At 40.8% G+C, this 12387-nt stretch carries 11 protein-coding genes; all 11 read right to left on the reverse strand.

Annotated features, from left to right (window positions below; translation table 11 throughout):
• Positions 1–2 precede the first annotated feature (2 nt).
• Genes H5092_RS00455 through flhA form a run of 11 tightly spaced genes read right to left on the reverse strand, consistent with a single transcriptional unit; the run spans position 3 to position 12380 of the window.
• Positions 3–773: a ParA family protein gene (locus H5092_RS00455; protein WP_002959298.1), complete on the reverse strand. Its 771-nt coding sequence runs from the start codon at positions 771–773 to the stop codon at positions 3–5.
• Positions 774–785: 12 nt separating this feature from the next.
• The gene (locus tag H5092_RS00460) at positions 786–1745 is read right to left on the reverse strand and encodes a flagellar motor protein MotB (RefSeq protein WP_182721174.1); all 960 of its coding nucleotides are present in this window, start codon (positions 1743–1745) and stop codon (positions 786–788) included.
• 1 nt (position 1746) lies between these two features.
• Entirely contained in the window at positions 1747–2511 is a 765-nt protein-coding gene (locus H5092_RS00465; protein ID WP_024606204.1) for a flagellar motor protein, read from the reverse strand.
• On the reverse strand, positions 2504–3667 hold the full coding sequence (locus H5092_RS00470) for a chemotaxis response regulator protein-glutamate methylesterase (RefSeq protein WP_182724514.1): 1164 nt from the start codon (positions 3665–3667) through the stop codon (positions 2504–2506). Before H5092_RS00470 ends, H5092_RS00465 begins: the two co-directional genes overlap by 8 nt.
• Positions 3668–3725: 58 nt before the next feature.
• On the reverse strand, positions 3726–5945 hold the full coding sequence (locus H5092_RS00475) for a chemotaxis protein CheA (RefSeq protein WP_182732710.1): 2220 nt from the start codon (positions 5943–5945) through the stop codon (positions 3726–3728).
• 15 nt (positions 5946–5960) lie between these two features.
• Positions 5961–6734, reverse strand: a complete 774-nt coding sequence (locus H5092_RS00480; RefSeq protein WP_024595388.1) for a protein phosphatase CheZ — start codon at positions 6732–6734, stop codon at positions 5961–5963.
• Between the two features lie 17 nt (positions 6735–6751).
• A complete protein-coding gene (cheY, locus tag H5092_RS00485) occupies positions 6752–7135 on the reverse strand; it encodes a chemotaxis response regulator CheY (RefSeq protein ID WP_004588308.1) in 384 nt (127 codons plus the stop codon).
• 40 nt (positions 7136–7175) lie between these two features.
• Positions 7176–7886 (reverse strand): RNA polymerase sigma factor FliA, encoded by a 711-nt coding sequence (locus H5092_RS00490; protein WP_002959310.1) that lies wholly within the window; start codon positions 7884–7886, stop codon positions 7176–7178.
• 26 nt (positions 7887–7912) lie between these two features.
• On the reverse strand, positions 7913–8773 hold the full coding sequence (locus H5092_RS00495; RefSeq protein ID WP_002959312.1) for a MinD/ParA family protein: 861 nt from the start codon (positions 8771–8773) through the stop codon (positions 7913–7915).
• A complete protein-coding gene (flhF, locus tag H5092_RS00500; RefSeq protein WP_182732711.1) occupies positions 8766–10247 on the reverse strand; it encodes a flagellar biosynthesis protein FlhF in 1482 nt (493 codons plus the stop codon). Before flhF ends, H5092_RS00495 begins: the two co-directional genes overlap by 8 nt.
• Positions 10248–10268: 21 nt before the next feature.
• The gene (gene flhA / locus H5092_RS00505) at positions 10269–12380 is read right to left on the reverse strand and encodes a flagellar biosynthesis protein FlhA (protein WP_039484610.1); all 2112 of its coding nucleotides are present in this window, start codon (positions 12378–12380) and stop codon (positions 10269–10271) included.
• Positions 12381–12387 lie beyond the last annotated feature (7 nt).

The raw sequence follows: 12387 nt of genomic DNA on the forward strand, positions 1-12387 counted from the left end.
CATTAACCTTGTTCAATTAAATATTCTAGCAGTGCTTTATATGCGTATACACCGCGCGAGCGAGGACAATACTCTACAGGTACTTTTTGTGCAAAGCTTGCATCTCTAAATTTGGTATCCACCGGTATCACACCTGGCCAAACTTTATCACCATATGTACTTTGCAATGTTTTGTATGCTTCTAACGATGCTTTAGTACGTTTGTCGTACATGGTAGGAATTATAGTATATTGATAATCTTTTGCTTGAGAGGATTGCATCAAATCCATAGTACGCATCATTCTATCAAGCCCTTTGAGTGCTAAAAACTCCGTTTGCACTGGCACTAAAATTCGCTCACTTGCTGCAAGCGCATTGACCATTAACACCCCTAAAACTGGAGGGCAATCTAAAATGGCATAATCGTAATGTTCGCTAATTTTTGCAAGCGCTTTTTTTAGTATTAACCCCATCCCTGTTTTATTACCCATACTTCGATCAAGCGTAGCTATTGCCATAGTCGCAGGTAAAATATCCAGGTTTTGAAGTGTTGATGGACACAAAGCTTGGAGTATCTCTTCACTTTGCATACTTGTACCACGGGCAAAAATATCGTACACACTAACTTCTAAATCCTCTGAGTCAATGCCAAAGTAATAAGTGAGTGACGCATGAGGGTCTGTATCTATAAGCAACACACGTTTACCTTGTAATGCCAAAATACCGGCAAGGCTCACTGCGGTTGTTGTTTTACCAACCCCTCCTTTTTGATTAGCGACAGTCCAAATCTTCACATTACATCCTAATTACTGTTCATTGCGCGTTGTTATGCGAATACCACCATGAGGCAAACGAATTACTTTTATTGTATCGTCATCTGAAGGAAGTTCAATTTCAGGTTCAATCACTGCAGGCTCATCAGCTTGCCCGTCACTTTTAACCTCTTGTTTTGGCGGTAATCCATACTTAGAAAGTGCGATAACAACTTTACGATTTTCTGCGCGCCCTTGTTCTGTATCGTTACTTGCAAAAGGTGAATATTGGCCATAACCTTCTATCGCCATTCTAGCTGAATTAATGCCTAGTGCTTCCAGCTCTACTAAAATTGACGTGGCTCTAGCTACCGACAGTTCCCAGTTCGAACGAAATATCTCATTACGAATACTTTCATCATCAGTATAACCTCGTACTCTTACATAGTTATCTACTGGTGCAATAATATCTTTAACAATCTTGACGACCTGCTTTGCTCGAGAGTGTGCAACTGAACTACCGCTTGAAAATAACATACCTGAGCTTAGCTCTATAATCAGCCAATCTTGGTTAAGCTCTAAACTGGCTTCTCCATCACGGATTTCATCAATAAGCGCTGACTGTAATTTAATTAATAAACTATCAAGAGGTTTGCCTAAATACTTTTGCTGGATGTTGCTTGTATCACTTTGGCCGTCGAGTAGCTCAGGACCTTGCTCTTCTTTTAATATACTTTCGCCATAAAGAACTTCTTGTTCAGGTGTCACTCTATCTGTCAATATTCCATTACCGTTGACACCTTCACCTTGCTGGGAGTATTGGCGAGCTGACTTATCAAAAACCTGTTCAAGGGAATCTGACAATATTTGGAATTGTTCTTCTTTATTAATCGCTATCGCATACAGAACCACAAAAAAAGCAAACATAATAGTCATGTAATCGGCATACGATACAAGCCAACGTTCGGTATGTTGACTTTTAGCAGCAGAGTGACGAAGTCGTCGGCGTAACATGTTATTCGTCCACTAAATTAGGGCGCTCTACACGATAGGCTTCAAGCTTTAATTCTATATTTACTGGGCTTTCACCTATGCTTATTGCAATAACGCCTTCAGCAAGCATTTCATGGTAAAGCATTTTTTGCTCTACACGCTGTTTTAACTTATTTGCCATAGGTAAAAACAATAAATTAGCTAAACCAACACCATAAATGGTCGCAATAAATGCCGTTGCAACGCCGGCGCCAAGCATTTGTGGATCGGTAATAAACGACATTGCCTGTATTAAGCCAAGCACCGCACCTAAAATACCAATGGTAGGGCTGTAACCCCCCATTGCTTCATAAACACGCGCGGCTTCAAGCAAACGATCGCGTTCTAGCAGTAAATCAATTTCAAGCGTGTCTCGTAGTTTTTGCTCTGAGCAGCCATCGACAAGTAAGCTTAAACCTTTTGCTGCATACGCATCTGGGTGAGCTAAAGCTTCATTCTCAAGCGCTAAGTAACCTTCTTGACGTGCTTTATGAGACCATCGTTTAACTTGCTCTATTGCGTCTTCAATATCGTATTGTGGTGCAACAAAAACCCACGAGCTCATATTTAGCATTTTTTTGAATGTGCTAGCAGAGGTTTGCAACATAACAGCGCCAAGCGTGCCACCTAGTACAATAATAAGCGCAGGGCCATTAAATAAAGCTGAAACAACACCGCCTTCTAAAGAATAACCTAGACCTATTGCACTAAGTGCTACCAATAGTCCAAATATTGAGAGTTTATCCACAACCTACCTCTCTCATTATACGTGCTGCAACATCGCTCAATGCTAAGCTTTCACTTGAAAGCCCCGCATTAGCAATTGCTTGGGGCATTCCATAAACGACACAGCTTTTCTCATCCTGTGCCCAAATAGTTGCCCCCGTTTGTTTTAACATTCTTGCACCATCACGACCATCAGCGCCCATACCTGTTAAAACAATAGCAAGTACATCGCCTTGATACGTTTTAGCTGCACTAGCAAACGTTACATCTACGCTTGGTTTATAACTTATTCTCTCGCTATGATCTTCAAATACGCGCAGCGTTCTATTTGCTCCACGCCCCTCTACCATCATCTGCTGCCCGCCAGGCGCTAAATAAGCAGTTCCTGGTTGTAAGCGATCGCCTTGTTGTGCTTCTTTCACTTTTATTTGGCACAAACCGTTTAAGCGCGCTGCAAACGCAGGTGTAAATGCAGCGGGCATGTGCTGAATAAGTAAAATAGGGTGAGGAAAATTAGCAGGCAATTGAGTCAATATAGTTTGCAGAGCAACAGGACCACCTGTAGAAGTACCAATAGCTAAAAGTTGATATTGTTTTCCACTTGCTCGCATTGAGGCAACATTTGAACTTGTCGATGCAGCAGGCGCAGCTCTTTGAAAGCTTCTATCAGGCTGCTTGATTTGAGTTGTTGATGTGCTTGCTCTTTGCGAAAGTGAACTTGTTGGTTTAGTTGAAATGGATGGTTTAACTGGTGTTGCCGCTCTAAATGTTCGCGGTAAACGTCTTCGCCCTATATCTTTTACTTTACTTTGCAAAAGCTTAATTGCATCTTCATTATTGCGTGCAATATCTTCAAATTTTTTCGGTAAAAAATCCATTGCGCCAGCATCTAACGCATCAAACGTTGCTGTTGCACCATCACGTGTAAGTGATGAAAACATTAAGATAGGAGTTGGGTTACTCGCCATTATCTCTTTAACTGCGCTAATACCATCAAGCACAGGCATTTCGACATCCATGGTGATCATGTCAGGACGCAATTGAGCTGCTTTCTCAACAGCCTCTCTGCCATTAACAGCAAAGCCTATAACTTGTATATCGCTATCTTGCTCAAGGATTTCGCTTACTCTACGGCGAAAAAAGCTTGAATCATCAACAACTAAAACTTTAACGGCCATTTAGCTCTCTTATTAAATTTATGCGTAGGTATATATTAAATATATACCTACTTTATTATTAGCCTGCGTAATGTTTTAACATGTTTGGAACGTCTAAAATCAGTGCAATGCCACCATCCGAAGTTATTGTAGCCCCTGCCATACCTGGTGTTCCTTGAAGTAACGCATCAAGTGGCTTAATCACTACTTCTTCTTGGCCAATTAATGAATCAACAACAAAACCAATTTGTTGCGTACCAATTTGTACAATAACGACGTGACCTTTAGATTTTCGCTGAGAACGATCTGAGCCTTTTACTAACCAATGCTCAAGGTAAAATAACGGTATCGCCTTTTTACGCACAATAATTGTTAATTGCCCATCAACTACATTCGTCTTCGTTAAATCTAAATTGAATATCTCACTAACACCAGCCAGTGGTAACGCAAATGTTTGTGCGCCAACAACGACCATTAATGTCGGTAATATAGCCAAGGTAAGTGGTACTTTTATTTCTAAAATAGTACCGACACCAAGTTCAGACTGAATGCTTACTGAGCCATTGAGTTGCGTGATCTTAGTTTTAACTACGTCCATTCCTACACCACGGCCTGAAATATCAGATATTTCTTCTTTTGTAGAAAAGCCAGGTGCAAAAATCAGGTTATATGCTTCGGTGTCAGAAAGTCGACTCGCTTGGTCATGATCGAGTACGCCTTTACTAATTGCAATTTTTTTCAGTTTTTCAGCATCCATACCTGCACCATCATCTTTGATGGTTAGCAAAATATGGTCGCCCTCTTGAGACGCTGATAAAGTAACATTACCTGTTCTAGGCTTACCAGCTGCTTCACGAACAGCGGGCATTTCAATACCATGGTCAACTGAGTTTCTAACTAAATGCACAAGCGGGTCGGCAAGTGCTTCAACTAAGTTTTTATCTAGATCGGTTTCTTCACCAATAAGTTTTAAATCAATATCTTTATTTAAGCTACGTGCTAAGTCGCGTACAACGCGAGGGAAGCGACCAAATACCTTCTTAATTGGTTGCATTCGCGTCTGCATAACCGCACCTTGAATATCCGCAGTCACTACATCTAAGTTAGAGATTGCTTTACCCATCGCTTCACTGTCTGAGTTAGTCGCTAAACTAACCAAACGATTTCGTACAAGAACTAACTCACCAACCATATTCATAATTTGATCGAGTCGTTTTGTATCTACGCGAACAGTGGTTTCTGCAGCTGGTGGCGCTGATTTTTTTGGAGCTGCTGCTGGTGGTGCTTTAGCTGCTGGCTTCTCTGGCGCTTTTTCAACTGGTTTTGGAGTAGGAGCTTTAGCTGGCTCAGCTTTTTTTACTGGTTCACTCACTTGTTTAGCTGGCGGTGAAACAGGTTCAGGTTGTTTTGCAGCTGGCGCACTTTCTATCGATTTAGGAGCAGTGCCTTTACCATGAAGTTCATCAAGAAGCGCTTCAAATTCGTCATCACTAATTTCATCATCTGATGAATTAACTGTATTTACAGCTGGTATAGCAGATTCTACAGGTGTTTTATTGGCATCATTTTGTTCAGGTTTGCTCGTAACTTCACCAAAACTGCCAACACCATGTAACTCGTCTAATAAGCTGTCAAATTCATCATCAGTAATATCACCACTAAAATCACTACTACTTGCTACTGGTTTTTCAACTGCAGGACCTTGTCCTTTACCGTGCAGCTCATCAAGTAAGCTTTCAAATTCGTCTTCAGTGATTTCATCTATTTCAGCATCGCTAACCGAAGGCGCTCCGCTAAATAGTTCATCAAATGCAAACGGATCTTCATCATCAGCTACCGGTGTATCCACCACTTCATTATGAGGTTGTTCAACCTCTGTTTGTGAAGAGGCTTCAGTGGCTTCGGCTTCTGTTGGAGGTAGACCTAAGATATGAAGAGTATGAAGTAATTCAGGATCTGCAGGTTCAGGCTTGTCTCTGTTTTGGATAGTCGCAAACATCTCATTAATGGTGTCTAGTGCTTGTAAAATAACATCCATTAACTCTGAGTTGACTGTTCGCACGCCTTGACGTAGTAAATCAAATACGTTTTCAGCACCGTGACAAGCATCAACAAGTTCTGTCATAGCTAAAAAGCCTGCACCACCTTTTACAGTGTGAAAACCTCTAAATATAGCGTTTAGTAACTCGGTATCTTCTGGATTATTTTCCAGCTCAACTAACTGTTCAGATAAAAGCTCTAGGATTTCTCCAGCCTCTACAAGAAAGTCTTGTAAAATATCTTCATCGACTTCAAACATGCAGTTACTCTCCTCTTAGAAGCCCAAACTTGATAAAAGATCATCAACTTCATCTTGATCAGATACAACATCATTACGCGATTCTTTATCAATAATAGGGCCTTCAGGACCTGCTAAAGTTTGTGTGGCAACTGGTTCTTTTATTTTTTGTTGTTCTACTTTATTCGCGGTGCTGTTAGTGTCGTCTTGTTCAGCAAACGCAGTTAAAAGATGAAGTAAACTTTCTTCTACTTCCCTAACAAGTTCAATAACACGGCGAATAACTTGACCTGTTAAGTCTTGATAGTCTTGAGCCATTAATACATTTGTCATTAAGTTTTGAAGCTCATCAGTCTTATGATGAGAGTTGTTCATAAACTTATCGATGCTATGGCAAAGTTGCTTAAACTCACCAAGCTCAATTTCGCGGCTCATTAAACGATCCCATGTCGGTTTGATATGAGATATTTCGTCCGCTAACTGTTGAGCTATAGGTAAACTGGCCTCCACTGCATCCATTGTTTTATTAGCCGCATTTTCTGTCATTTCTATAACATAATTAAGCCGCTTTTTAGCATCTGGAATCGCATCTGTCGTTATATCAGTTAAGCGAGTATCAAGCTCAAAACTTTTAAGGGCTTCGTGCAGTTGACGAGTCAACTTTCCAACTTCAGCAAATAATTCAGACTGCTCTTTAGATGCAGCCTCTAAAATCAACTGATTTGCTTTGTCTTGCTCATCATTTTCTAAAAAAACAACGAGCTGACGAGCTTGTTCTAACGTTATTTGAGGCGCAGCTGGTGCTGGCATAAGCCTCTCCCCCATCATTAGCCTAAGCGTTCAAATACTTTTTCTAATTTAGTTTTTAATGTTCCAGCCGTAAATGGCTTAACAATATAACCATTCACGCCAGCTTGCGCCGCAGCTATTATTTGTTCTTTTTTAGCTTCTGCCGTTACCATTAATACAGGGATATGTTTTAACTTCTCGTCTGCACGTATTGCTCTTAAAAGATCAATACCCTGCATTCCAGGCATATTCCAATCCGTAACTACAAAATCAAACACTTGATTTTGCAACATAGGCAAAGCTGTAGACCCATCATCAGCTTCTTGAACGTTAGTGAAACCTAAGTCACGTAACAGGTTTTTTATAATGCGTCTCATCGTTGAAAAATCATCAACTACAAGAATTTTCATGTTTTTATCCAAAACATCCCCCAGTGAGGTATTAACCTTTGTTTACTTACTACTAATTTATCCAGTCATTGATTTTAGCTTTAAGCTTAATCATCGCCTGACCATGTATCTGACTTACACGCGATTCACTTACATCGAGTATATGTCCTATTTCTTTTAAATTCATTTCATCGTTGTAGTACAAAGAAAGCACCATTGCATCACGCTCTGGTAATGACTTAATTGCACTTAGCAAAGACTCATTAAACCTATCATTTTTAACATTATTAAAAGGTTTATCTTGTGCTAAATCTTGGCCTACAGGAGTAATAACATCCTCATCTACACCAAGGTCTTCAATACCTAATATTTTACTCGTATTCGCATCATTTAAAATATGATGGTACTCATTGAGCGAAATTTCAAGTTTTTCAGCAACTTCTATATCCGTTGGTTCGCGGTTCAGACTACTTTCGAGCTCAGTAATTGCTTCTGCAACTTGCCTGTTTTTACGGTGAACTGAACGAGGAGCCCAATCACCACGGCGCATTTCATCAAGCATAGCACCGCGAATACGAATACCTGCAAAAGTTTCAAAGCTTGCGCCTTTTGTTGCATCAAAGTTTTTGGAAGCTTCTATTAAACCTATCATTCCTGATTGAATTAAATCATCAAGTTGAACGCTAGGTGGTAATCGAGCAATTAGATGACATGCCACTTTTTTAACAAGTGATGCATGCTTCTCAACAATCACATTTAAATTTTGTGTTGATTGATATCCCATAGCTCTATTCACCAGTGTTGTCATAATTAACCGTTTACTAGTTTCTCAATGAAAAACTCTAAATGCCCAGATGGTTGGTTGGGTATTGGCCATTTAACTGCTTTTGTTGCCAGCGTTTTAAACGCAAGAGCGGCTGGCGAATTTGGAAAGAGCTCTACTATTACTTTTTGACGACGTGTTGCTTTGCGCATATTTTCATCATAAGGAACCGTTGCTACTAGCTCCATTGATACATCTAAAAAGCGGTCGGTAACTTTAGATAGCTTTGCAAACAATTCAGTGCCTTCACGCATACTGCGCACCATATTGGCAACAATTTTAAATTTATAAACGCCGTGCTCACGACTTAATACTTTAATAAGTGCGTAAGCGTCGGTGATTGATGTCGGCTCATCGCATACAACAACCATTACATCTTGCGCTGCACGCGAGAAGCTCAGTACCATGTCTGAAATACCAGCAGCTGTATCTACAATTAAAATATCAAATTCGGTATTCAATTCGCTAAACGCACGAATTAGCCCAGCATGCTCAGATGGTGATAATTCAACCATACTTTGCGAACCCGATGTAGCGGGTACAATTTTAATTCCTGCAGGGCCTTCAACTAAAATTTCATCAAGCTCACATTCACCAGACAAGACATGTGACAAGTTACGCTCTACACGTAAACCAAGCATCACATCACAGTTTGCTAAACCCAAGTCAGCATCCAACACTAATACTCGATTACCTTGCTGCCCAAGTGCAATAGCTGTATTTAGAGAAACATTTGTTTTCCCTACTCCACCTTTACCACCGGTTACAGCGATAACTTTTACGCCGTTGTTATTGTTTTGACTCATTTTGCGCAGGCCGCTTGCTTGATCTAATACTGTGTTAATCATACATCCCTACTGTGCTTGACGCCACTGCTTGGTGCCTTGAATGTTGTGCTTTTGTTCTTTTTAAATATAATTGCTCAGCCTTTTTAACTAGTTTCTCAGCATTTGCAACACGAATATCCTCTGGTACTCGTTGACCATTAGTAAGATACCCTATTGGAAGGCGATTTTGAATCGCAATACTAATAATCTCGCCCAAACTTAATGATTCGTCTAACTTAGTGAAAATACAGCCACTTAACTGTACTTTTTTAAAGTGGCGTACAGTTTCTTGCAATACATTAATTTGTGCTGTCGCGCTAAGTACTAAGTAGCTGCGAATATCTACACGTTGGTTACGCATTAATGTGTTTAATTGCTCAGTTAAACGTAAATCTCGCTGGCTCATACCTGCTGTGTCAATTAATACTAGACGTTTATTTCGTAAATGATATAAAACTTCAGCTAATTCATTAGCATCTTTAACTTGCTTAACACCACAACCAATAATACGACCATATGTTGCAAGTTGTTCATAAGCACCAATTCTGTATGTATCAGTGGTTATTAACGCCACTTTATCGGCACCATATTTTTGTGCGCCTAGAGCTGCAAGCTTAGCAACAGTCGTTGTTTTACCCACACCTGTTGGACCCACTAACGCATATACACCACCTTGGCGAAGTATTTCATTATTGGTTGTTTGCATTTGATCTTCGACCATAGTTAACAATGCTTTCCAACCTTGCTTACGAGACACATCATCAGGTATAAAACATGCCATTTGCTGTGCTACTTCTTTATCGATACCCATACCGACTAAACGGTCAACCATACAAGCGCGTGTTGGATCGCGACGCGCCATATCTTGCTGCATCAAGCCTGATACTTGGTGCTCAAGTAATTGACGAATTGCGTTCATTTCTTCACGCATTGTTGTCATTTCTTCGCTTTCATTATTAGGTGCTTGTTGGCGAGTGGTTACGGGGCTATCTAAATCATCAAAGTCGCGGTCTAAATCATCAAAACCTAAGCTATCCGCTTGAGTTTGTGGACGAACTGGCGCAGCAGCTTCAGGAGCAAACATATTTTTAGTACGCTGCCCCATATCTGGTTCTTGATAGTTATCAGTAGTATCAATACCCGATTGTGAAAACATTGATGCAAGCTCAGGAGAACGAGGACGCGGTGATTGACGCTCTAATAATGCTTGTAGGCTGTCAGCAACTTTTGCCTGAGGCTCAGGCTTGGCACGCTGTGGCTCTGGTTTTACAAAGTTATGGATGCTTTGTTGTGGCGCCTGAGTACGCGGCTCTGCAGGGCGTTGTGGTTGCGCTGCTACTTTAGGGGCTGCTTTGTCATAATCAACTGCCGCTACAATTTCTACACCGTTAGCCAGTTTTTTATTTGACATAATAACCGCATCAACACCTAACTCATCTTTAACTTCTTTAAGTGCTGTGCGCATATCTTTAGCAAAAAAACGTTTAATTTTCATGATTCAACCCCTGTTAAAATCTTATTGTTGGCCTACCGAGCTTACAATTTTGATCTGTCTTTCGTCTGGTACCTCTTGATAAGACATCACTCTCAATCCTGGAATGGTGTACTTAACAAAACGAGATAACACAGTGCGTAACATTCCTGACGTTAGCAGTATAGAAGGTTCGCCGGCCATTTCTTGATTTTGATGCGCTTGTGTCAATGACACTTGAAGTCGCTCTGCAAGTCCTGGCTCAATACCGGCACCTTCATCGCCTGCATTTTGTAATGACTGATGCAACATCTGTTCCAACTCAGGCGCCAAGGTTATGACAGGGATTTCTGATGACATTCCCACCGCATCTTGAACAATTAATCTACGCAGTGAAATACGCACTGCAGCCGTTAATACATCAGGGTCTTGACTACGTGGGCCATACTCAACAAGGGTTTGAACAATTGAGCGCATATCGCGAATAGCCACGCCTTCATTTAATAAATTTTGTAGTACTTTTACAATAGCAGTTAATGGCAATACATCAGGTACTAGTCCTTCCACTAAGCGAGGATGGCTTTTAGCAAGCATATCAAGTAGGTTTTGAACTTCTTCATGCCCTAGTAATAACGCTGCACTGTTAGTTAATAACTGGCTAATATGAGTGGCAACTACCGTGGCTGAATCTACAACGGTATAACCTAGTGATTGTGCTTCATCTTTTTGATCTGGCTTGATCCATACTGCATCAAGGCCAAACGCAGGATCTTTTGTCTCAACCCCTTTAATTGGACCAAATACTTGTCCTGGGTTAATCGCTAGCTCGTCGCCATGCTTAAGCTCGCTTTCACCGGTTGAAACCCCCATTAGTGTTATTCTGTAAGCGTTAGGGTCAAGCTCTAAGTTGTCGCGTATATGTACTGGCGGCACTAAAAAACCAAGCTCTTGAGAAAGCTTTTTACGCACCCCCTTAATACGATTAAGTAGCTCACCACCTTGTGATTGGTCCACTAACGGAATTAATCTATAACCGACTTCTAAGCCAATTACATCAACCTGCTGAACGTCATCCCAGCCTAGTTCTTTTTGTTCTTGTTTATTAGCAACACCCGTTGCAACGCTTCCGCCATTAGCGGCCTCTTCAGCTTCTGCCGCAGCAGCTTTTAATTTACTTTGCTGTGTGTAGTAAGCTAAGTAACCCAGTAACGCACCTAAACTTAAAAAAGCAATATGCGGCATACCAGGCACTAAGCCCATGATGATCAAAATACCAGATGCAATAAAGAGTGACTTTTCGTTGCCTAGTTGTTTCTTAAATTGGTCCCCCATATTGAGCGACTCATTTTGGCGTGTTACAACAATCGCGGTACCAATTGAAAGCAGTAAAGAAGGGAGTTGAGCAACTAAGCCATCGCCAATGGTAAGTAATGTATATACTTCCATTGCATTGCCAAAACTCAAATTGTGCTGGATCATACCGACAAATAAACCACCAACAATATTGATGATTAGTATAACAATACCTGCAATCGCATCACCTTTTACAAATTTACTCGCACCATCCATTGAGCCGTAAAAATCAGCTTCGCGAGTTACTTCCTCGCGGCGGTCACGCGCTTGTTCTGCGCTGATAAAGCCTGCGTTCAAATCGGCGTCAATTGCCATTTGTTTACCTGGCATTGCATCAAGGGTGAAACGCGCAGATACCTCAGAAATACGACCAGCACCTTTAGTAATTACTACAAAGTTAATAATGATCAGGATTAAAAACACAACCAAACCAACTGCGTAGTTACCACCAATAACAACTGAGCCAAACGCTTCAATTACTTTACCGGCAGAGTCACCACCATTATGGCCTTCAAGTAACACAACTCGAGTACTGGCAACGTTAAGTGCTAAGCGCATAATTGTAGCGATTAGTAATACAGAGGGGAAAATACCAAATTCAACTGGTTTCATCGTGTAAACAGTTACAAGTAAAACCACTAACGCGAGAGCAATATTAAACGAGAAAAGGATATCGAGTAAAAATGGCGGTAGTGGTAAAATCACCATTCCCAAGGCAGCAAGCACAAGCAAAGGTGTACCTACCCCTTTGGCATAGTCTTTTTTGTCTCTGTTAAGTTGTTGTAATACCGCTTTAAAACTCATAATTCTA

Source organism: Pseudoalteromonas sp. SR41-7 (genome assembly GCF_014163935.1).
In the GTDB taxonomy this organism is placed as follows: Bacteria; Pseudomonadota; Gammaproteobacteria; order Enterobacterales; family Alteromonadaceae; genus Pseudoalteromonas; species Pseudoalteromonas distincta.